Origin of the sequence: Paenibacillus sp. FSL K6-4396 (assembly GCF_038002525.1) — a bacterium.
GTDB classification, from domain to species: domain Bacteria; phylum Bacillota; class Bacilli; order Paenibacillales; family Paenibacillaceae; genus Paenibacillus; species Paenibacillus amylolyticus_B.
In genome coordinates this window covers 6,796,612-6,818,303 of record NZ_JBBOCR010000001.1, presented here as the reverse complement: position 1 = coordinate 6,818,303, position 21,692 = coordinate 6,796,612, and the positions used below count along the sequence as shown (strand labels likewise).

Here is a 21,692-nt window from a genome sequence, read left to right as displayed (position 1 = left end):
GGATAGCTTCCGAACACGGACGGTCAGGCTATTTTAAAACGATCTATTGCACGAAATCTTCGTGCTTTCTGAGTTTTACATCAAAAGGATCTAGTGATCTTTTTTAATGTCGGCAATTTTATCCTGTACAGCACCTTTGGCTTTGTCTTTTTTACCCTCAGCCTGAAGGGATCTGTTATTGGTTGCATTACCGATCTGATCCTTCACTTCGCCTTTGGCCTTGTTTACGCCTGCTTTGATTTTATCGCCAGTTGAATTACTCATATCGAACATCTCCTTCGTTGTCTGGTGTAGTCCTTATTAACCGGGATGTCCGGATTCTAAACGTTCATTATTTCAGGGCGGTCAGAAATTTGTTCTGGATATTCTGTCAGAAATGATCTGTACGAAGAGTCAGTATAAGTATAGGCATTGCTTAATCGCGTGCTTCATTAAAGGAATGAGAGGATGTTATGATATGAGCAATTATATTGGAAATGGTGCGTATTGCTACGCCAATTCAGCTTCAATGCTGCTGTCGTCCGTTGGAGAAAAGATAGATCCCGGTCTGCTCGAAACCATCGGTGGCTTTTCACTAGGGGCCTTTCGAACGCAGGAAGATATGCTTTTTTTTGATAACTGTACATCCAGTCCTGATCTGGCCATCAGCAAGGCGATGAGCATTCTGGGATTTAGGGTGTGCGAAAGTGTGCAAGCACGGGGTACAGAGATGCCTGTAGACGAGCTAAGAGAGGCTTTGAAGCAGGGCCCTGTAATGATGGGTCCGCTGGATATGGGCAAACTCGTTTACAATCCCAACTCTCCCAACCTGGGTGGTAGCGATCATTATGTAGTTGCGCTCAATATGAGGGGCGATGAAATATGCCTGCATGACCCAGCGGGATTCCCCAATGTACTCCTGACACTGGATAAACTTGAGGAAGCATGGAAGTCTGAATTCCCATGGAGTAGTGGTGTGTATCGACGATGGTGGAGTCCTGAACGCATTGAACATCCTGATCTGGAGGAGATTAACCGCCGGGCTTTTACTTGGTTCAAATCAATCCTTACAGAACAGACCCATGATATTGCTGCACAGGAAGGACGAACCGGAGCTTCAGCCATTCTGCATAAGGCGGAACAGGTTCGTACTGGAGCAATCGATGGTAATGAGTGGGCTCATTATGTGTATTTTGCTCTGCCAGTAGGCGCACGTCGTGCCCATGATTATGGTTTGTTTTTTAAAACAATCCATCCTGACCTTTCTGCTTTGAAATACGCACAATCCCGCCAATTCGGGGAATGCCAATCCCGTCTTGTCTCTCGGAACTGGGAGGCTGCTGCGACAATCATGGTGGCACTCGCGGAGACGGAAGCCATGATCGAAGCTTCTATTTTGAAGATGGAGTAATGAAAGTGAAGCGGCGCTATAAGAAAGGGAGATATACATGGATGGATTAACTAACAATCGCCATATCAGGCCAGGGGAAGATGAGATATTAGAGGATCGGCAAAAGGAGCCGGATATCGCGCTTATCCAACGAGCCCAAACGGGGGATACAGAGGCCTTTGGAGAGTTGATTTACCGTTACCGTGGGCAATTGTTTCGTTATGTGCGAGCACTTACGTATGATTCTTATCTCGCAGAAGACATTTTACAAGATGGGCTTATTCGTGCGTTCATTCATATGGGACAGCTTCAGAATGCTGAGCGTTTTATGGCCTGGATGCAGCGCATTGTGCGTAATCAGGCATACTCACATATGCAGCGCCAAAAGCAGCTGCGGGAAGAACATTTTTCTTCATTCTTTGCATTTGGATTTGGAGCCGATGATGCCTCATGGAGCGATCAAGACTCGCTCGACATCACGCTGAATCATCTTTTGAATGACTCGAATCGGACATCGCAGGAGACAGGCTATGATCCGTATCAAGCTGTTGCTCAGCAGGAAATGAGGAACAATCTCCACAGGCTGTTGGCTTGTCTGAATGAAAGAGAACAACAGGTCTTCACATCATATTGGATGGAGCAGCTGTCAGCGCAAGAAATGGCCTGCAAATTCAATCTGACAATTGCCAATGTGTATCAAATTCTGTCCCGTTCACGTAAAAAAGTGTCTCAGCTTCATATTCATTTATCTGTAGAGGAAATGCTGGCAGAGTGGAATTCACTCGGGCAAAACCGAGTGACTCTGGAGGAACCCCTTTCGTTTCGTGCTCCCCAAACCTGGAACTCGGCAGCAGCGTCCATTCACGAGATGTTAGGTTATATCGGTCCATCTCCATCTCTCCCCATGGTTATGGGGATGAGTGGACTTTCTTTTCGTCTGACCATCCTGCCTCAGGACATACATATCGCTGGACCTACCGCCTATAACTTCAAAGAGGTGCTTACAAGAGGATTGCAACATATGGGTTATCGTTCCCATGCAGTTGAGGCTTTGGCGAGCGAAGCGGGTCTCAATGCCAATCTGGTCGATCCTTTGATGCTAGAGGAGAAAGCGAAAGGGAAAAGGTTGCTTAATCCAAGACTTGTCCAGGCCCTCTCCCTGATACGTTACGCGATTCATCGGGGAATTCCGGCCGTTGTGTGGGACCTGAATATTCCCGAATTCGGGTTGATCTATGGTTATGATGATGCAGCCCGGACCCTATACGGTACCGATTTCATTAAATCAGGAACAATTCCCTATGATCATGTAGGCCGGGGTGTGAATCAGGAAGTATTTGTACTGGCAGCGGAATCGGATGGCATGATACGAGAAATGAACTTGCACGGGGCACTGACAGCTGTGTTGGCTCATTATCGTGGAGAGGACCCGTATACCTTGCCGAACACAGTCAGTGGTGTGGCTGCCTATGCAGTCTGGAGAGAAGCCCTAGAATACAGAAGGGTAGAACCAAACGGTCACGCCTATAACATTGCGGTTTTGTGGGATGCAAGACGTTATGCAAGTGAGTTTTTCAAAGAAGTTTCTCTAAAGTGGGCTTCGAATGCCTGCTATTCCAGTTTAATTCCATTCTGTCTTCAGGCAGAAGAGTTATATCGAAACATGTCCCAAAAGTTAAATACACTCGTGGAATTATTTCCTTTTCCAGATGGAGGACTACCTAATGAGAAGCTTCATGCTGATCAGGCTATCTCGATACTTCTGGAAGTGGAGGAATTGGAGCGAGCCGCTGTCGTTGTAATAAAAGCGTTGCTTGAAGGAATGGATCAGCATTCCCCAGAAATAGTTATGGTGTGACCTAATTGTAACGATCAGATTGGGCAAACAGCGGAAACAAATATCAGGAGGCAGGGCGATACGTCAGGCCTTCTTTCTGTCTTTTTTGCATTCGTGACGCAAGAGGTTCATACTTGAAATAGAAAAGATGTCTCCATGATGGAATAAGGCTGCGCTCATCGCTGCATAATAACGACAGTGACCAATTTCGTTGCATGATTATCGAGATATTGGAAAACAATTCCTGAAATTTTGGATAAACGAATCCTTCCTTGTGTACATATCGCACATCTGGTCATATGTGATCTTGTCTTAATACCACATGTGGTAGGAATACGGATCTTGGACAGGAGGATCGGCGGATTTAGTCTGTCTTCATGGGTTGACAAAAAGATCGATTTTGTTACAATGTTCACAATATCTTCACAAGTGTAAAAAATTTCTTTTTCATGTTCATGTGTAAGAGGTGTAATATAGGGGTATAGAGTTCGGTTTCGGCCTGCTTGTCGTTTTGTGCGTCAACACATGTTGTCCGCAATAGATCCAAGATACAATGCATGATATGGGAGTGGCCCTGAGCTACGCTCATCCTATTGTGTGAAATTTGGTACATTTAGATGTATTCGATGTATTTTGTGGTTCGGCTCTGCTTGACAGGCATCATGAAAGTCGCGGACTTCTATCCCAAAGTAAAGGAGGACTTTCTCTTATGTCACAATCGCCTACTCAACAAGAGGTGCCAGTTACAGAAGGTGCCAACGTTTCCGAGCGCCAGTCCTTGGACGTTCTGGATCAACTGATGAAGCCTGAGGTACAGGAGTCTTTAACCGTTCTGGTGGAGAACCTGCCTAAATTGGCTGAAATGGTTACTGCTATGACGAAAGCTTATGACTTTGCACAAAGTGTAGCAACAGACAAGGTTCTGATCAGCGACACAATGAGCGCAATGGGCGAGTTCGCTAAGCCTGTTGTAGACAAAGCTAAAGGGGTAGCTTCTGCTGCCATCGAAGCCAATGACCGTGCGCAAACAGAGCAAACTTCAGTTGGCTTGTTCGCTATGCTGAAAATGCTTAAAGATCCAAACGTACAACAATCGCTTCGTTTTGCTCAATCTTTCCTGAGCATCCTGAACGAGCGTCAACAACCGAAACGTTAAGACTTAGAAGAACGGAGGATGGATATGTCGAAGCAAATTTTGATCTTGGGTGGAGGATACGGCGGTCTGTTGACTGCATTGACTGCACGTCAATACTTGTCTCCGGAAGAAGCGACAATTACTGTCGTTAACCGTTACCCTACACACCAAATTATCACGGAACTGCACCGTCTTGCAGCGGGAAGCATTGCTGAACAAGCTGTTGCTCTTCCACTTGAAAAATTGCTGCGTGGCAAAAACGTGAACTTGAAAATCGATACGGTGGATACAATCAAGCCGGACGAGAAAAAAGTTCTGATGACCAGCGGCTCCACATACTCTTACGATGCACTTGTTGTTGCCTTGGGCAGCGAAACGGCATTCTTCGGAATTCCGGGATTGCAAGAGTACAGCTTCACGCTCAAATCGGTTAGCGATGCAAACCGTATTCGTGCACACGTTGAAGCACGTCTTGATGCTTACAAACAGTCCGGCAACAAAGCAGACGCTACGTTTGTTATTGGTGGCGGCGGCTTGACAGGTATTGAGCTTGTTGGCGAATTCGCTGACCTGCTTCCTGCAGTATGTCAAGAAAAAGGCATCGACTTCAAAGAAGTATCCCTGTACACCGTTGAAGCAGGTCCTTCCATCCTGGCAGGATTCCCGCCAGAGCTGGTTGACCGTGCGAAAGCAAGTCTTGAGAAACGTGGCGTTAACTTCATCGTTGGCGTAGCGATTACCGAGATGAAAGAAAACGAAGTTCTGCTGAAAGACGGCAGCTCCATCCCTACGAACACACTCGTATGGACAGGTGGCGTACAAGGCAACGCTGTTGTTGCTAACAGCGGAATTGAAGTGGATCGTGGCCGTGCGAAAGTTACGGAAGTTCTGCAATCTACTTCTCACAAAGACGTGTTTGTTGCTGGTGACAGCGCAGTGGTCTTCCCTAGCGAAGGCGCTCGCCCATACCCTCCAACAGCACAATTGGCTTGGCAAATGGGTGAGACTATTGGTCACAACTTGGGCGTTATGTTCAAAGGTGGCGCAATGGAATCCTTCACACCAGTATTCTCCGGTACGCTGGGAAGTCTGGGTCGTAAAGATGCTGTCGGCATGATCGGTGGCAACCAGACTCGTCTGAAAGGTCTGCCTGCAACCATGATGAAAGAAGCAAGTAACATCCGTTACCTGGCTCATATTCACGGTTTGTTCGCACTGGCTTACTAATCTTAAATGCTATTCAAGGGCGCCCTTTTGGGCGTCTTTTTTAGTTGTCCCGATGGCAAGGAATCACAGATATTCAGATGTGAAAAAGGTATGGCAGAAGCGGTCAATGTGAGGTCGCGTATAAACCACCTAGGGGATATGGCATATTAATGGGGACAACGAATGACACATATTTCATAGATGTACTGAACGGGCATGAACATGAAGCCGGCGCTTAGAAGCGCCGGCTTTCGTTTAAATTATAGGATGAGCATCTTTAAATAAAAGGAACGGGGGAGCCGCATCAAGCCATCCGTTCAACTGAGAGGAGAAATGACGTATGAACGTTTTAGTTATAGGAGCAAATGGACAAATCGGCAAGTTGGTGGTGGAGCAGCTGGCACAGGAAGGCAAACATAAAGTAACGGCCATGATCCGTAAACCGGAGCAGGCGGATGCACTGAAGGAACTCGGTGCAGATGTGATAATCGGTGACCTGGAAGGTAGTGTGGAGGACTTGGCTGAAGCCATGAAGGATCATAATGCCATTGTGTTTACTGCAGGTTCTGGCGGATCTACCGGTCAGGACAAAACACTGCTGATTGATCTCGACGGTGCGGTGAAAACGATGGAAGCCGCAGAGCAGCAAGGAATCTCCAGATATATTCTGGTCAGTGCGTATGGCGCAGATCAACGGGAGAAATGGTCAGAGTCCATCAAGCCATATTACGTGGCTAAGCATTACGCGGATCGTGCATTGTTTGCAAGTGATCTCAATTACACGATTATTCGCCCAGGTGGTCTGAAGAATGAACCGGGTACGGGCAAGATTGCAGTAGGAACCGATCTGGAGCCGGGAAGTATCCCGCGTGAAGATGTGGCCCGTGTAATTGTGGCTTCTTTGCAGGAAGAGAAGACGTACCGAATGGCCTTTGATCTGATTGCCGGGGAGCATCCGGTTGAAGATGCCTTGGGCAAATTGTAGATGTTATTGTAAGATAACGGGAGAATGAAATGATGGGGATGAGGGGGAGCGCTGCATGAACGAAGCCGTGCTGGTCATAGAGGATGAGCCCAAAATAGCACGTCTGCTGGAACTGGAATTACAGTATGAGGGATATCAGGTAGGCAAGGCGGGTAGTGGAACAGAAGGACTGGAGAAGTATGCAGAAGGACAGTGGGATCTGATTCTGCTTGATGTGATGTTGCCTGGTCTGAGTGGAATTGAAGTGTTGCGGCGAATTCGGGCCAAAGATGCTACGGTTCCGATCATCATGCTCACCGCCAAAGATTCCGTGGAAGACAAAGTATCCGGTCTGGATCTCGGAGCCAATGACTACATCACCAAGCCGTTCCAGATTGAAGAGCTGCTTGCCCGAGTTCGGGCGGCTTTACGGCTTAGTGCAGTGGCGTCTGTTGTTTCTTCTGCTTCTTCGTCTACAACTGCTGATATGGGGAATGACTCTTCTGGGCATCAGGATGAAGCTGAGGCGGGCTGGTTGACGGCAGCCGGGTTGAAACTAAATGAAGGAACGCGAGAGGTATCTCGAGATGGTGTAGCCATTGAGCTTACTCCACGTGAGTTCGACTTGCTCGTGTATCTGCTGCAGAATCAACGTCAGGTGCTCAGTCGTGACCAGATTGTGCAGGCCGTGTGGGGATACGATTATTATGGAGATACCAATGTGGTGGATGTGTACATCCGTTATGTGCGCAAAAAGGTGGATAACGGATTCACACCGCCCTTAATACATACCGTACGGGGCGTAGGTTATGTCCTGAAGGAACAGTCATGAGTCTGCGCAGTAAAATCTACGGATATTCGTCTGTATTATTTGCTGTGCTGTTATTCGCGGTGAACCTGTCCGTCTATATCGTGTTTGAACGAATGTCGATTGATAACGAGGTTAATCGGGTGGAAGCGGAAGCGGAGTCTATTGTCAAAGGAGTACGTCAGTCTGCCGGCTCCATTCCGCCGGATGACTTGCTGCGGGCCTACGCGCCTGTGAACGGCATGCTTCGGATTGTTAATGAAGACGGCACCAGTTCCCCGGTGACGACAACAGCAGCTTCCGAGCAGCTGAGCAAGCTGCCTTATAAGTACGAAAGTGAGAAGAAATCGGAGTATACCCAAGTGGAACAGATTGGCTATGTGTGGGTTTCTGTTCCGGTCATCTGGCCTGATGGTGAGGTGGTGAATGTACAGGTCACCGAGAGCATAGCAGAAACGGAGAATCGACTGTCTGTACTGCGTACCGTGCTTGTGGCAGTCACGATTATTGCTCTCATTCCAGCCATTATCTCCAGCCGAATTCTCGCGAACCGGATGACCAGACCGATTCAGCAGATGACACGTACGATGACTGATATACAGTCCAGCGGCCAATTCAAGCGTCTTCCACTGGAGGAAGGGTCGAAGGATGAACTGAAAACGATGGGACAGACGTTTAACCGGATGATGGATCTGCTCGAATCCAACTTTGAACGTCAGGAACGATTTGTATCGGATGCATCTCATGAACTCAAAACGCCGCTGACCATTATTGAGAGCTACGCTAGTCTGCTACAGCGGCGAGGAAAAGAGCGACCTGAGGTATTTGATGAAGCGGTAGAAGCGATTCTGTCCGAATCGGTTCGTATGCGGGAGATGACCGAGCAACTTTTACTGCTTGCGAAGCAGCCAGAGCAATGGAATGTACAGTTGGAGCGAGTGGATATCACGAGACTGGCAACAGAATCCACACGTGCGTTTCGCGAAGCCTACCACCGCGAAGTCCGGTGTGTCGATCCAGGTCCAATCTGGGCAATCAGCGATGAGAGCAAGCTGAAGCAACTGTTGTTTATTTTGCTGGATAATGCCCGGAAGTATAGTGAAGATGCAATTGAAGTCAGGCTGGAAGCCGAGGGACAAGAGTGCCGAATTCGGATTGTGGATACCGGGATTGGTATACGGGAGGTCGAGCTGAAGAGGGTATTTGACCGATTCTACCGGGTTGATCCGGCCAGAACACGCAGCTTGGGCGCAAGCGGTTCGGGTCTGGGGTTGTCACTTGCCAAAGAGCTTGCAGGAGCAGTTGGAGCACGAATCGAACTGACCAGCACTGAGGGTGAAGGCACCGAGGCTTCGATTATTTTGCCAATATCCGTTCAGAACGGGCCGCTCTCATGAAATTCTCATTCTTCTCTTATATACTATATAAACTGAACTAAAGATTGTTCACACTGACACTACGATGACAGAACAACCTTCCAATCGCTGTTATCCCCAGATTTTTTGGATTCTCTTTTCTCAAAGGGGAAAATCCGGGGATAAAGGCGAACGCTTCGCTTTTCAGGTTTTTTCTGTCCTCTCCGTACTGTGTAAAAGATTAGTTCATTTTATGTAGTAGCCATTGGAAACTAAACTCAGACCGAATATATAGCATTTGAACTTGGGCTATGGGGAGAGCTATAAGGGGGAAACGTGATGACAGAGCATGAGCAGCGACCACCGGAGATGAAACGGCATGAACAGGGGAACAGTGGATGGGCGAAATCGCGAAGGTCACTCTGGTGGGGTGCGGGGCTTCTCGTTGTGCTGATTGTGGCAGCTGTGGTGTGGTGGAAGCCGTGGCAATCGACGGGTGCGGTACTTACGGCAAATGCGGCAGCTCAATCCGTACTGGATCAATATCCAGGGGAGATTGTGAATTCCACGTTGAAGGACGGGACGTATATCATGCAGCTCCGTTCGGAGACCGGCCTATATGATGTGCAAGTGGATGCTGTTACAGCTGCTGTGAATTCCATTAAACGGCTGGAGTCGAACCCGCAAGCGGAAGAGAAGACGTTATGGAGCCGCGAGCAGATCAAGACGGCGTTGTTAAAACAACAAACAGATAACCAATTGGTCTCGCTTGAACTTGTAGAGCAGCAAGGCAGTCCGGTATACACTGCGGTAGTGAAGGCAAAGGATAACAGCCGTGAAGAACTCACGATTGATCCATATACGGGAGAGACGATATCTTCCAAAACAATAACAGCCCCGACAACTGAACCAACCAAGGATGATCCCAAACCTCAGTTTCTGAGCGAGAAACAAGCCAAGCAGAAGGCACTTGCGGAGGTCCCGGGGGAAGTGGACGACATTGAACTGCGTGGAACCAATAGCGGGAATCCGTATTATCTGGTTGAAATTGATCTGGCGGATGGCCGGGAGGCTATTGTGCAGGTGAATGCCATCTCGGGAGCGATTCGTTCGGTGACTTGGGATGAGGACGATGATTAAAAGTTAAAGTTCAGAAGAAAACCTTTTGAATACAGGGTAAAATCGCTTCAAAGAGATGATTTCTAGTTTAGGGGTCATCTTTTTCAATTAGATGGACATGGATACCTGTTAAATGAGCACTCTCCTCATTTTCTCATCAAATTCTAATCTAACTCTCGCTGATCTCTCATTCCTGCAGGTTATTCTATAAATGTAGACGAGAACGAAAACAACAACGAGGAGATGAATGATGATGAACAAACATAAACTTTGGATTGGTAGCTTGTCAGCAGCAGTATTACTTGGTGGATCGGCCGTAGCGGCTAGCGGGAATGTGAACGGACAATCGGTGCAAACTACACCAACGTCAACAACCCAATCTGTAACACAGAATCAGAACAGCACAGGTAAAATGCTGAATGCATCACAAGCGAAAGCGTTGGCTTTAAAAGCAGCCGATGGTAAAGTGGATGACGTGGATCTGGAGCGTAGAAACGGCCAAACGTTCTATGAAATCGAGATTGATCGAAAAGGCAAAAATGATGTTGTCGTTCGTCTGGATGCGTACACAGGCAAAATCTTGGCAGTCGTGGATGATGAAGACTACGATGATGACGATGACTATCAAGGCACTGTTACAGGCAATACATCCAACAGCTCTGCCTCTAAGCAGGTCAAATTGACAGCATCCCAAGCTTCAAACATTGCTTTGAAACAAGTTACGGGTGGTAAAGTAACCAAGGTCGAGCTGGATCATGATGATGGTCGCTATGTGTATGAGATCGAACTAAGAACTGCTCAAGGTGAAGCAGATGTAGATATCGATGCCAACACAGGTAAAGTGTTATCGTTTGACCAGGATTTTGACGACCAAGATTAAGCAATAAGGGCGAGAAAATGCCGATAAAACATCATTTAACGAACCTGCCCATGAACAGCCGCACACAGCTAGAGATCGTTACATCATGGAGGGGCAGGGCAGGTATAGCAGAGGACGCTTCGGGGGAAGCGTCTTTTTGCTGTTGATGGAGAGAGCGGAGTATATAATTGTACATGTTCCACCGGATTGTTCACTATTCGAGCAGGAACGTGGCGGCTACAATCGGAATCAAGGAGGTGAACGCCCAGCCAGTATTGCCAGGAATTCTAATGCTGAAATGCATCATCGATCGGAGGCAGATAAGACATATCGATTTTAATTTTATGTAAGCGCTTCATAAAAAACGTGGAGGTGCATTACGATATGGCTATGAACGATAGATGGTTGAAAAAGAATACACATTCACGTCGCTTTACCCGCCGCTTGAGCTATCTGCTTGCTTTGGTTTTGGCGCTGCAATCCATAGGTATGCTGCTTGCACCCGGACCGGATGCTTCAGCTGCTCCGCTTAGTGTTACGAACGGGATACAGTTCAAGGATACCAATGGCAATGTCGTTCATGCCCATGGGGGCGGGATGATCAAGGCAAATGGGTATTATTACTGGTTTGGGGAGAATCGCAACCCAAATGGAACGTTCAAGGCGGTATCTGTGTATCGTTCATCGGATCTGAAAAACTGGGAATATCGCAATGATGTGCTGACCAGCAGCTCGGCAGCCGAATTAAATATCTCCAACATTGAACGCCCGAAAGTTATCTACAATAGTTCAACTGGAAAATATGTACTTTGGATGCACAAGGAGAATGGTCTGGATTATGGCGAGGCCAGAGTGGCCGTAGCTACTTCGAATACGGTTGATGGCAACTACACGTATGTGGGCAGCTATCGTCCCCTTGGATATGATTCCAGAGATATGACGGTGTACAACGATAACGGAACCGCTTATCTGATCTCCGCAACCCGAGTGAATGCCGATCTGAATATATATAAGCTGACCCCTGATTTCCTGGGTGTGGAATCGCTTGTCACAACGCTGTGGCCCGGACAATATCGTGAAGCACCAGCCCTATTCAAAAAAGACGGCGTTTACTTCCTGATCACCTCGGGTGCGACCGGCTGGAATCCAAATCAGGCCAAATATGCGACAGCCTCCAGCATTACAGGCACATGGAGCGGCCTTAGCAATTTTGGAGACAGCACAACGTATGGTTCCCAATCCACCTATGTCGTTCCTGTAGAAGGTTCACAGACCACATCCTATCTTTACATGGGTGACCGCTGGGCTGGTGCATGGAGCGGACCTGTGCAGGATTCCAAGTATGTTTGGCTATCCCTATCGTTCCCTAGCGCAACTAGTCTGGCGATGAACTGGGCCAGCAGTATTACGATTGATACAGCAACAGGGAATGTGATTGGAGTGAATACACCGGATGTCTGGGACTCGAATGCTTCATATCAGCTGATTAGCCGTAAAAGCAATAAATTACTGAATGTCATCGGGGGTTCTTCTGCCAACGGTGCGGATGTGGAGCAGCGAGCAGATGGGGGAACAACAAGTCAACAGTGGCAGATTACCGATGCGGGTGGGGGCTATGTCAAAATTATCAACCGTTCCAGCGGCAAATTGATCGGTGTGGAGAATGGTTCCACGACCGATGGGGCTGTCATTGAACAGTGGAATGACGGGGGCTGGGCCAGCCAGCAATGGCAGCTCGTCCATGTAGGTGGTGGTTATTATAAACTGAAGAACCGCAGTACAGGAAAGGTTTTTGATATCTCTAGTCAATCCCTGGCAGATGGGGCTGCGGCCATCCAGTGGACGGATAATGGCGGTACGAATCAGCATTTTCAGATTGTTAAAGTGCAGTAAGACGTTTTAGATATTATAAAATAAAGTTCAACATAAAGTGGAAGCCCTTGTCTCTTACCATAAGGTGGGACAGGGGCTTTGTGATGTATTCACGCATGTTATGTGATGCTCTTACTCGAAGGGGATATCCAGCTGATGGCTCATATCGTGACCTATTTCCGATCATTACCATCCCAATCTGTGGTAAACTAGTAGAATTGTAGAAAAAGATAGAGACAGGAGCTGGATAACGAAGTGAGTGAACAACAAGTGCTATCAATTGAAAGCTTGCGTATGAGATACAACGGACGTTATGTGCTGAACGGCATCGATCTGGAAGTGAATCGCGGTGAGATGATTGGATATATTGGTCCAAATGGGGCTGGCAAAAGTACGACGGTTAAGATTTTACTCGGGCTGGTTGAAGGGTATGTAGGCACGGTGCGAATCTTTGGTAAAGATATTGCGGATGGCGATGTGGAGTATAAACGCAGAATCGGCTATGTTCCGGAGGTGGCGGAATTGTACGAACAATTAACGCCTGCGGAGTATCTGACTTTTACGGGAGAGTTATACGGTATGTCCTATGAAGATGCGGATTACAAAGCCAAGCTATTGATGGATTGTTTTGGACTGGAAAAATCATATCATTCCCGCATTGCATCCTTTTCCAAAGGTATGCGTCAGAAAGTGCTGTTGATCTCTGCGCTGCTGCATGACCCGGATCTGTTGTTCCTGGATGAACCGCTCAGCGGATTGGATGCCAATAGTGTGATGGTGGTCAAAGAGATTTTGTCACAATTGTCAGCCAAAGGCACAACGATCTTCTATTCGTCACACATCATGGATGTGGTGGAGAAGATCAGCAGTCGAATTGTACTGATCGCTGAAGGACGCGTCGTGGCAGACGGTACGTTTAAGCAGCTCCAACAGCAATCCATGGAAGGCACGTTGGAGGAAGTATTCAATCAATTGACGGGTTTCAATGAGCACAAAGCCATTGCTGAGCGATTCGTATCGATTGTGCAGGAGGTGTACTGATATGGAGGAAACCTCCGACTTCCGCACGCTGAAAATTCTGGATCGCTTTCGGCCAATCATCGCCAGAACAGGGGCGGATTATGATGTGCTGCGCCTGATTTTGCGAGTGAAGTTCCAGATGGATCAACGTAGAGTACCTACCATTTTATCCAACAATTCAGGGAAAAAGGAGCGCAAGGAAGGTAATCAGTTTCTTCGTTCCCTGTGGTTGTATGGATTAATGGGATTGATGATGGTTCCCTTCATCGTCTGGGATACGGGGCATTTCATGCTTCAGATGGGTCTTGTGTTTGGCATCTTAATGTTTATGATCATGACGTCCATGATCTCTGATTTTTCCTCCGTGCTGCTGGACATCCGGGATCGCAATATTATCATGACGAAGCCCGTTAATGGACGAACGGTGGGGATGGCCGGAGCCATCCATGCGGGCGTATATCTGCTATTGCTGACGGGTTCATTAACCGGTATACCGCTAATTGCCGCGTTGGTGACGCATGGGATCGGATTCTTTCTGATTTTCCTTGTAGAACTGATTCTGATCAATATGCTGATTCTGGTGACCACATCCCTGATTTATCTTCTCATGATGAAGTTTCTGGATGGCGAGAAGCTGAAGGATATGATCAATATGGTACAGATTCTTCTCTCGGTGGGGATTGCGATCGGTTATCAGCTGGTCATTCGTTCGTTCAGCATGTTTGACTTTGGTATGGTATTTACACCGGCTTGGTGGCAGTTGCTGTTGCCCCCGTTATGGTATGCGGCTGCCTATGAATGGTTATTTGCAGGGGGAGGGAATGTGTGGCTCTATACGTTCACAGCACTGGCAGTCTTGGTTCCTGTGGTGAGTCTGATCGTATATGTGAAGCTGATGCCTTCCTTTGAAATGTATCTGGAGAAAATGGCACACTCGGGTCAGTCATCTGGACGCAGACGCGGAACATGGGATCGTTTGATCTCCAAGGTGGTCAGTCGTTCCAGAGAGGAGCAGGCTTGCTTCCGTCTGTCCGCCAGCATGATGCGTAACGAACGGGAATTCAAGCTGAAGGTGTATCCATCGCTTGGTTTATCCTTTGTTTTGCCTTATATATTTTGGTATACCCAATTGCAATCCTCCACCTGGGCGGAGTTTAGGCAAAGTTCGTTTGTATACACCTTTTACATCGTGCTGATTCTGGTTGTAACGGTGGTAGTCATGCTGAAATTTTCGGGACAATACAAGGCGTTCTGGACCTTTCGCGCTACACCGATGGCGAATGATAGCGCGTTATATAAAGGTGCTCTGAAGGCGTTCCTGTGCAACATGTTCCTGCCTATATTTCTGGCAAATGCTATTCTGTTCACCTGGACATTTGGATTACGGATACTGCCGGATATTGCGATAATTATGCTAACAGCTACGGCACTTGTGCCACTGGCAGGCAAATTGTTGCTGCGTAAGCCGCCGTTCTCCCAATCTTTCAGTATGGCACAGCAAAGTGATGGTTGGTATGTATTCGCCGCACTTCCTGTGCTTGCCATGTTATGGGGAGTCCATGTCTTCTTCCGTTCGGTGGCAGGGGGCGTATGGATATATGGTGCGCTACTGATTGTAGCGAATGTGTTGCTGTGGACGCTGCTGTTTCGAGAGAAGAAGACAGCGGAGAAGAGGTCGGTTGCAGTTTGAGAATAGAGTAGTAGAGAAGGAGAGTAAGAGGGCTAAACAATAAGAGAGGGTAAAAGAGCTAACCTGGACACGGATGTCGGGGTTAGCTCTTTTTGATAGGTGATACTACCCCAAAGAAATCTTCGGCCGCAGAGCTAACGAACCTGAGAAAACCTATTCGGGGCAAAAATCTGAAATATAAATTCTAACGAACCTCAGGAACGCTATCCTTCGGAAAAGTAGTTGTTTAGCTTGAAAAAGGACCAAACTAGGCACAATAACGTGTCTGAGATTCGTTAGATATTAGATCCATGCTAAAAGGGGCAAATAGCATGAATCAGGTTCTTTAGAATGAAGTAAAGCAGTGGAGGTTCTCCAGGAGGGGGCACCTTATCTTGTATGGCCTGATCGGAGGATGGATTCCGCCAGCCGATCGGCTGCATCCGCTGTGGAGATTGCAGATTGCGCAGCTTCTGCGTATACCTTGCTCAGCGTGCCTGCAATCCCCGCCACCTTTTGGCGGATCAGGTCAGGCCCGGCGCCTTCCAGCTCGTAGGCGGTGGAGATGATTCCGCCTGCGTTGAGCACATAATCAGGCGCGTACAAAATCCCGCGCGCCTGCATGCGGCCTGCAACCAGCTGTCGTTCACTCAGCTGGTTGTTGGCCGCCCCGGCAACGATGGAGCAGCGCAGCTCCTCCGCCGTTGCCGGGGTCAGTACGCCCCCTAGGGCACAGGGGGCGAAGACCTTGCAGTCAGCGGCGTGGATATGGGCCGGATCGGCCGAGATGGCGCCGCTGAACTGCACAAGGGCACGTTGTACACGCTCCGGTACAACGTCTGCCACAATGAGCCGTGCCCCGGCTGCATGCAGGTAACGGCACAGGGCATACCCGACCTTGCCCAGTCCCTGGACGGCAACGGGAATGCCCTGCAAAGATGCAATGCCTTGCTGGCGCAGCGAGGTCACAATGCCGATGTGTACGCCGTAGGCGGTCATCTCGGCAGTGAAGTCATCCTGCGCCCCAAGCGAACCCGTGGTGTCCGTCACATGTGCGGTTTCCAGCCGGATCTGGTCCATGTCTGTCGCCGTGGTACCCAGATCAAGACCGGTCACGTACCGTCCGTTCAGCCGCTCCAGACAACGTCCCAGTGCGCGAAAGCGCTGCGCCCGCCTGGATACGTCAGTATTCAGGCTTTTATCTATACGATCAGCAACTTGATCGGTGACGACTTCTCGTTCCGTGGCAGCGCTCTTTTGCTGCTCTACCCTTAGATCTCCAGCGACCTGCTCAACACTCTGAGATCTGCAACCATCCTCATCCGGTTTTGTATTCTTCGCAAAAGGTACATCCCACATGACCACTTTCCCGCCACCATACGGCAGTCCGGAGATTGCATTTTTGTACGTCATGCCTTTGGCAAGCTTCACAGCATCCCGAACAGCTTCTTCCTCGGATGCATACGTCCAGTAGCGGCATCCGCCGAGCGCAGGTCCAAGGACCGTGTTATGAATGGCAATGACCGCCCTCAATCCACTATCTGCATCATGGCAAAAAATGAGTTCCTCCATGCCTTCCCGCTCCATCTCCTGCCATAGTTGCATGACGGCACCCCCTTTTTGTTTTGACCCATCCATCCTGGTTTTGACCTGATATCCTGTGCCAGCGTGCTTGACTTTATGATGATACAGCATATTCAAAGACCCCCGTTTTCGACCCTGGGACCTCCGCCGGGTTGATAATCGGTACAAACGGTTCTATAATTGCAGTTCCGGCATGCCAGAGAGCAGAAAATGCCTACGGATTTACATCCAACCGTTTAGAATGAGGGTATAACGTCCAATGATGGAGATAGAGCGAACATACAGGAAGCATAGATGAAACGAAATCGTCGAGGATATGCAGCAAAGGGCCAATTCCGTTGTGAAGGCCAGGAAAGAGGGATTGTGATTGTTTAAAATATTGGTATTTATCTTTTTGATCCAGATTGTATATGTATCGGCTTATACATTACGGATGATTCTGACACTTAAAGGCCAGAAATATATCGCCGCACTGATCAGCATGGGTGAGATAGTGATCTATGTGCTCGGTCTGAATCTGGTACTCAAGTATTTAACCCAACCATCTGCCCTGATCGTCTACGCGGTAGGTTATGGACTCGGTGTATTACTCGGGGCCTGGATCGAAGAGAAGATTGCCCTCGGTTACGTTACCGTTAAAGTAATTTGTAACCAGATGGGAAGCAACGTTGCGAATGCCCTGCGGGACAAAGGTTACGGTGTTACTGCGTGGGTGGGTAGTGGACGTGACGGAGATCGGCTTGTGATGGAGATTCTGGCGAAACGAAAAAACCAGAAACTGCTCTATCAGACGATTCTCAGTCTGGACCCCAAAGCATTTGTCATTACCGTGGAGCCCAAACAGTTCCATGGCGGCTTCTGGACACGTTCCATTAAAAAGTAAAATCGAGCAGGTCTGCGGCAGATGCAGTCCTGCTTTTTTAATTTCATCCCATCTGGAATGTTCTTGTTACCACGATGTATCCCTGAAACCTCACTTCCCAAGTTAACTCTGTACGATTCAAGGTTGCTTACAGTACAAACCCTTACCATACCAGCCTTTCCTAACCACATGTGAGATAGGGATTATTGTTGTAATCGCTTTCAACGCTTACATTGAGAACATGTCCTTCGTAACTTGGCATGGCAGCGATGGACGAATGTCATCATCATATATTGGGAGGAATGGAATCGATGAAAACTAAATTTCGTAGCTTATGCAGCACAGCCCTGGCTCTAACGTTGGGGTTAACTTTATTGTCCGGACCGGCAAGTGTGCAGGCAGCGGGTAACGCAGATTACAATCTTACAGGCTTCTCCCAAGGGAACGCGGGCGGCGGCATCATTAGCGAATCAAACACGGCCACGTATAAGAAAGTGTATAATGCGACCGATCTGGCATTGGCACTGAAAAAGAACTCCGGTGTCAAAGTCGTTGAGATCATGAACGATCTGAATCTGGGATGGAATGAAATTCCGAGTGCAGCGCAGACTTCTCCTTTTGCCAAGCATAATGATGCGCTGACGCATCCCGTATTAAAACAGACCGGTGTCAGCAAGCTCACGATTGACGGTTTCAATGGACTCACGATTTTCTCCGCCAATGGTTCCAAAATCAAACACGCAGCGATCAGCGTGAAACGAAGCTCGAATGTCATCATCCGTAATCTGGAGTTTGATGAGTTATGGGAATGGGATGAATCCACCAAAGGTGATTACGACAAGAATGACTGGGATTACATCACCCTGGAGGAGAACAGCAACGTATGGATTGATCACTGCACATTTAATAAAGCCTATGACGGACTCGTCGATTCGAAAAAAGGAACCAGCGGCGTGACCATCTCCTGGTCCCTCTTCAAAGGGGATGACGGTAGCTCGAACAGCTGGGTTACCCAGCAGATTAACGAATTGGAAGCAAACAAGGCTTCCTATCCCATGTATAACTACCTGCGCAGCAGTGCGGTAGGTCTTAGCAAAGCCGATATTATCGCCATCTCGGGACCCCAAAAGAAAGGACATCTGGTCGGTTCGACCAGCTTGGAATCAGCTAACGCGAACCTGTCCATGACGCTTCACCATAATCTGTACAAAGATATTCAGGACCGGATGCCACGCCTGCGTGGAGGCAACGCACATGCTTACAACATCGTGATGGATTCGACAGGGGCACGTGCCGCTAAAGCCAAAATTACAACGGCGATGGCAACAGCGATTGCGTCCAAAGGTTATAAGTTCGATATCATTGGCAATGGGGCAATCTCCACAGAGAGCGGAGCCGTATTGGTTGAGAAATCAGTCATCAAGGACGTTCTGTATCCTGTTCGCAACAATCAGACCGATCCGGCAGACCCAACCTATACCGGCAAAATCAGAGTGACTGATACCATGTATTCTTTGGATGGAAGCTCATTCCGTGGCAGCAGTGATACGTCTGGTAGTCCACTGGCGCCAATCCCGGCCGTGGTGAAATCGTTCTCCTGGAACGGTTTCTCGACACTTCCTTACAGTTATACCACGGATGATCCATCTACGTTGAATGCACGCCTCATTGCTTCCAATGGCGCGGGTTCAGGTAAACTGACCTGGTCCAAGGACAATTGGTTGAAGACAAGTTATTGATATCAGAGTAACCTGTTGCTTTTTCATTCTTTAAACTAAGAAAAGAGTGCTCCTGCGGCTACGATAGCCGGGAGTGCTCTTTTTATATAATTTAGCTCCATAAACTGTTTGGTGGTCTATAGAAGAATGATTCCTTGTAAGGGTGTATCATCTCCAGCTACAGCATGTGTTGGTCTCCCGGGTAAACGTTGTAAATTGATATTTATCTTCATTACCCCAGTGAGTAATTTATGACAAATTAACCATTTATACAAGTACGCCTTGTAATTATACTTACCGGTAAGTATAATTTATTAGAATTGACCAATAAGGATGGTGAAGCAGCTTGGATGTATGGATATACTCCGCACTGACTCTTGTTTATTTGATACTTGCTTTTCGGATGGTCGTCGTTTTAACCCAAAGGAAACAATGGCTCACATATTCCAGTTTTCAGCTATTCGTAGCGTTTAGCTTGGCATATGATAATGGAATTATTGCTGTAGGTAACCTGGTCGGAGAAGGGGAATTGTTAACCGTTCTTAGTAGCCTTCGATTTTGGCTACATGCCTTCGCTACGCCTACCCTTATTCTTGTTGGCTACCATATCTTGCGTAGCTCAGGTGCCAAGTTTGCAAATAGAAGTATAACGAATGTGGCTGCATGGCTGATAACTTTAGGTTTGGTTATCTACCAGATTGTAGGCTTTACTTTATCCGAGGTTAAAAATCTCACTGCTATAGAAGAGTATGGAGTACTGCGATATATGGCAGAGGGTCATGGAGGTCCGCCGATGATGGTTATCATCGTGGGGCTTGTACTCTTGTTTGTTAGTTTGATTGTGCTTTTCAGACATAAATGGGTATGGCTGTTTGTTGGGACTGCATTATTGTTTGCAGGGCAGTTAATCTCCCTGCCCGTGGAGAGTGGGGCTTTTACCAATGTATATGAACTGATTCTCATTCTCTCGATTTGGAGAACAACTACATTTTTGATGGATTCAACAGATCGCCGCCGTTATTAATCCCCGGAGCATCAGAAAAGACTGGCCAGTAAGATAGAGGCCAGTCATCTGTGTTCGTTTTTAATTCTTTTATTTAGCTATCCATTTGTATCTGATGAGGCAGACGCAGCACTCACCGAGTCACGATAGATGATATTGCCTTTCACGTGTACACGGCCGAAACTACGGTTGGGGTTGTCGACCTTTTTGAGCATCGACTGGACCGCCGTCCGCGCCATCTGTTCCACATCCACTTCGACAGTTGTCAGCTTGGGATCGGAGAGCATGGCATAGATATCATTATCAAAACCAACAACAGAGCATTGGACAGGCACCTGAATATCCATCGAATTCAGTTTTTGAACGAGCAGATGAGCGACCTGATCACAGTTGCATACAAAGGCCGTTGGCAGTTGTTTAGGCAGATCAATCTCAATAAACGTACCGCGTTCATCCCGATCATTCAGAATTAGATTTGGATTCATCGGCAACCGATGTTCCAGCAAGGATTTGTAATACCCGAGGAATCGGTCCTGGATGCTGCTCGTGGAATATAGGTTCCCCACATAGGCAATGTTACGGTGGCCCTGCTGAACCAGATAGTTCGTCAGCTCATAGGCAGCGTAGAAGTTATCGGTAACGACGGAATCAATGTCCGAATGTTCATCGTAGAAGTCGAGAAACATTTTGGGAACTTCCATTGATCGCACCAGTTCAATATACTCTTTGCTGATCTGTCCGAGCACAATGAAACCATCGACCTTGTTGTCGCTGTACAGCTTGGGCAGTGTTAATTCTTCTTCATCCTCCACATTCAGAATGTGCAGAATGCCGTAGTAGCCCTGTTCCTCCAGATGTTTCGTAATGCGCTGGAACACGCGTACATAGAACGACTGCGTAGGTCCGGTAAAACGCTCCGGGATAATTACGCCAATATTATGAGTTAAGCCTTCCTTCATCGAACGGGCAGCGGCATTATACCGATAGCCCATTTCAATAGCAAGCACTTTAATTTTTTCTTTTAATTCGCCACTCACGCCATCTTTATCATTCAACGCTTTCGAGACGGTCACACTGCTGACCCCGAGCCTGTCGGCGATATCCCGCATGGTGATATTGTTCTTCAGTATGGTCGCCTCCTTCAAGCCGGTATAGGCACAATGTGCTGTCACTATGATGAGTGCTTTCCTCCAACATAATAACAATCCATATCAGTATACATCGTTACCCACTTGGAATAAAGCCATTCTAGCTGTTGTTTCGCTAATTTTCAGCACATTGCAGGTTTCCCTGAGAGGACGCTCTACCGATG

General features: G+C 47.8%; 18 protein-coding genes. 15 read left to right on the top strand and 3 right to left on the bottom strand.

Going from position 1 to position 21,692, the window contains the following annotated elements:
* Window positions 1–90 precede the first annotated feature (90 nt).
* Window positions 91–264, bottom strand: a complete 174-nt coding sequence (locus MHB85_RS29765) for a CsbD family protein (RefSeq protein WP_091012520.1) — start codon at window positions 262–264, stop codon at window positions 91–93.
* Between the two features lie 193 nt (window positions 265–457).
* On the opposite strand from MHB85_RS29765, the gene MHB85_RS29760 reads away from it, so the two are divergent.
* The 12 genes from MHB85_RS29760 (at window position 458) to MHB85_RS29705 (ending at window position 15,234) form a co-directional block, all read left to right on the top strand.
* Entirely contained in the window at window positions 458–1,390 is a 933-nt protein-coding gene (locus tag MHB85_RS29760) for a hypothetical protein (RefSeq protein WP_091012522.1), read from the top strand.
* 37 nt (window positions 1,391–1,427) lie between these two features.
* Complete coding sequence (locus tag MHB85_RS29755; RefSeq protein ID WP_341074140.1) at window positions 1,428–3,227, top strand: RNA polymerase sigma factor; 1,800 nt, start codon at window positions 1,428–1,430, stop codon at window positions 3,225–3,227.
* 688 nt (window positions 3,228–3,915) lie between these two features.
* The gene (locus MHB85_RS29750; protein WP_017691658.1) at window positions 3,916–4,362 is read left to right on the top strand and encodes a DUF1641 domain-containing protein; all 447 of its coding nucleotides are present in this window, start codon (window positions 3,916–3,918) and stop codon (window positions 4,360–4,362) included.
* Window positions 4,363–4,386: 24 nt separating this feature from the next.
* Window positions 4,387–5,568, top strand: coding sequence for an NAD(P)/FAD-dependent oxidoreductase (locus MHB85_RS29745; protein ID WP_091012527.1), 1,182 nt, complete (start codon window positions 4,387–4,389; stop codon window positions 5,566–5,568).
* Between the two features lie 319 nt (window positions 5,569–5,887).
* Window positions 5,888–6,532: an SDR family oxidoreductase gene (locus MHB85_RS29740; protein ID WP_105600395.1), complete on the top strand. Its 645-nt coding sequence runs from the start codon at window positions 5,888–5,890 to the stop codon at window positions 6,530–6,532.
* Window positions 6,533–6,587: 55 nt separating this feature from the next.
* A complete protein-coding gene (locus MHB85_RS29735; protein ID WP_210109372.1) occupies window positions 6,588–7,343 on the top strand; it encodes a response regulator transcription factor in 756 nt (251 codons plus the stop codon).
* A complete protein-coding gene (locus tag MHB85_RS29730) occupies window positions 7,340–8,716 on the top strand; it encodes a sensor histidine kinase (RefSeq protein ID WP_210109371.1) in 1,377 nt (458 codons plus the stop codon). The genes MHB85_RS29735 and MHB85_RS29730 overlap by 4 nt, the downstream gene beginning before the upstream one ends.
* Window positions 8,717–9,013: 297 nt before the next feature.
* The gene (locus MHB85_RS29725) at window positions 9,014–9,814 is read left to right on the top strand and encodes a PepSY domain-containing protein (protein WP_210109370.1); all 801 of its coding nucleotides are present in this window, start codon (window positions 9,014–9,016) and stop codon (window positions 9,812–9,814) included.
* 232 nt (window positions 9,815–10,046) lie between these two features.
* Window positions 10,047–10,673: a PepSY domain-containing protein gene (locus tag MHB85_RS29720; protein WP_210109369.1), complete on the top strand. Its 627-nt coding sequence runs from the start codon at window positions 10,047–10,049 to the stop codon at window positions 10,671–10,673.
* Between the two features lie 363 nt (window positions 10,674–11,036).
* Entirely contained in the window at window positions 11,037–12,545 is a 1,509-nt protein-coding gene (locus MHB85_RS29715; protein WP_341074138.1) for an RICIN domain-containing protein, read from the top strand.
* Between the two features lie 234 nt (window positions 12,546–12,779).
* Window positions 12,780–13,565: an ABC transporter ATP-binding protein gene (locus MHB85_RS29710; protein WP_047840868.1), complete on the top strand. Its 786-nt coding sequence runs from the start codon at window positions 12,780–12,782 to the stop codon at window positions 13,563–13,565.
* A 1-nt stretch (window position 13,566) separates the two neighbouring features.
* Window positions 13,567–15,234 (top strand): hypothetical protein, encoded by a 1,668-nt coding sequence (locus tag MHB85_RS29705; protein WP_341074136.1) that lies wholly within the window; start codon window positions 13,567–13,569, stop codon window positions 15,232–15,234.
* A gap of 369 nt (window positions 15,235–15,603) precedes the next feature.
* On the opposite strand, the gene MHB85_RS29700 is transcribed toward MHB85_RS29705, so the two are convergent.
* A complete protein-coding gene (locus MHB85_RS29700; RefSeq protein WP_341074134.1) occupies window positions 15,604–16,818 on the bottom strand; it encodes a Leu/Phe/Val dehydrogenase in 1,215 nt (404 codons plus the stop codon).
* A gap of 346 nt (window positions 16,819–17,164) precedes the next feature.
* On the opposite strand from MHB85_RS29700, the gene MHB85_RS29695 reads away from it, so the two are divergent.
* From MHB85_RS29695 to MHB85_RS29685, 3 genes are all read left to right on the top strand, one after another.
* Window positions 17,165–17,680 carry a DUF2179 domain-containing protein gene (locus tag MHB85_RS29695; protein ID WP_091012544.1) on the top strand — a complete coding sequence of 172 codons (516 nt, stop codon included), beginning with the start codon at window positions 17,165–17,167 and terminating at the stop codon, window positions 17,678–17,680.
* A 290-nt stretch (window positions 17,681–17,970) separates the two neighbouring features.
* Complete coding sequence (locus tag MHB85_RS29690; protein ID WP_310339163.1) at window positions 17,971–19,398, top strand: pectate lyase family protein; 1,428 nt, start codon at window positions 17,971–17,973, stop codon at window positions 19,396–19,398.
* Between the two features lie 325 nt (window positions 19,399–19,723).
* On the top strand, window positions 19,724–20,401 hold the full coding sequence (locus MHB85_RS29685) for a hypothetical protein (RefSeq protein ID WP_341074133.1): 678 nt from the start codon (window positions 19,724–19,726) through the stop codon (window positions 20,399–20,401).
* A gap of 77 nt (window positions 20,402–20,478) precedes the next feature.
* Here MHB85_RS29685 and MHB85_RS29680 read toward each other — a convergent pair whose 3' ends face one another.
* Complete coding sequence (locus MHB85_RS29680; protein WP_341074132.1) at window positions 20,479–21,489, bottom strand: substrate-binding domain-containing protein; 1,011 nt, start codon at window positions 21,487–21,489, stop codon at window positions 20,479–20,481.
* Between the last annotated feature and the right edge of the window lie 203 nt (window positions 21,490–21,692).

Excerpts from the sequence above, each read along its gene's own strand:
- MHB85_RS29720 (WP_210109369.1), top strand. The coding sequence starts at position 10,047 with ATGAACAAACATAAACTTTGGATTGGTAGCTTGTCAGCAGCAGTATTA.
- MHB85_RS29705 (WP_341074136.1), top strand. The coding sequence starts at position 13,567 with ATGGAGGAAACCTCCGACTTCCGCACGCTGAAAATTCTGGATCGCTTT.
- MHB85_RS29740 (WP_105600395.1), top strand. The coding sequence starts at position 5,888 with ATGAACGTTTTAGTTATAGGAGCAAATGGACAAATCGGCAAGTTGGTG.
- MHB85_RS29715 (WP_341074138.1), top strand. The coding sequence starts at position 11,037 with ATGGCTATGAACGATAGATGGTTGAAAAAGAATACACATTCACGTCGC.
- MHB85_RS29700 (WP_341074134.1), bottom strand. The coding sequence starts at position 16,818 with ATGCAACTATGGCAGGAGATGGAGCGGGAAGGCATGGAGGAACTCATT.
- MHB85_RS29765 (WP_091012520.1), bottom strand. The coding sequence starts at position 264 with ATGAGTAATTCAACTGGCGATAAAATCAAAGCAGGCGTAAACAAGGCC.
- MHB85_RS29690 (WP_310339163.1), top strand. The coding sequence starts at position 17,971 with ATGAAAACTAAATTTCGTAGCTTATGCAGCACAGCCCTGGCTCTAACG.
- MHB85_RS29730 (WP_210109371.1), top strand. The coding sequence starts at position 7,340 with ATGAGTCTGCGCAGTAAAATCTACGGATATTCGTCTGTATTATTTGCT.
- MHB85_RS29755 (WP_341074140.1), top strand. The coding sequence starts at position 1,428 with ATGGATGGATTAACTAACAATCGCCATATCAGGCCAGGGGAAGATGAG.
- MHB85_RS29735 (WP_210109372.1), top strand. The coding sequence starts at position 6,588 with ATGAACGAAGCCGTGCTGGTCATAGAGGATGAGCCCAAAATAGCACGT.
- MHB85_RS29725 (WP_210109370.1), top strand. The coding sequence starts at position 9,014 with ATGACAGAGCATGAGCAGCGACCACCGGAGATGAAACGGCATGAACAG.
- MHB85_RS29750 (WP_017691658.1), top strand. The coding sequence starts at position 3,916 with ATGTCACAATCGCCTACTCAACAAGAGGTGCCAGTTACAGAAGGTGCC.
- MHB85_RS29745 (WP_091012527.1), top strand. The coding sequence starts at position 4,387 with ATGTCGAAGCAAATTTTGATCTTGGGTGGAGGATACGGCGGTCTGTTG.
- MHB85_RS29760 (WP_091012522.1), top strand. The coding sequence starts at position 458 with ATGAGCAATTATATTGGAAATGGTGCGTATTGCTACGCCAATTCAGCT.
- MHB85_RS29680 (WP_341074132.1), bottom strand. The coding sequence starts at position 21,489 with ATGCGGGATATCGCCGACAGGCTCGGGGTCAGCAGTGTGACCGTCTCG.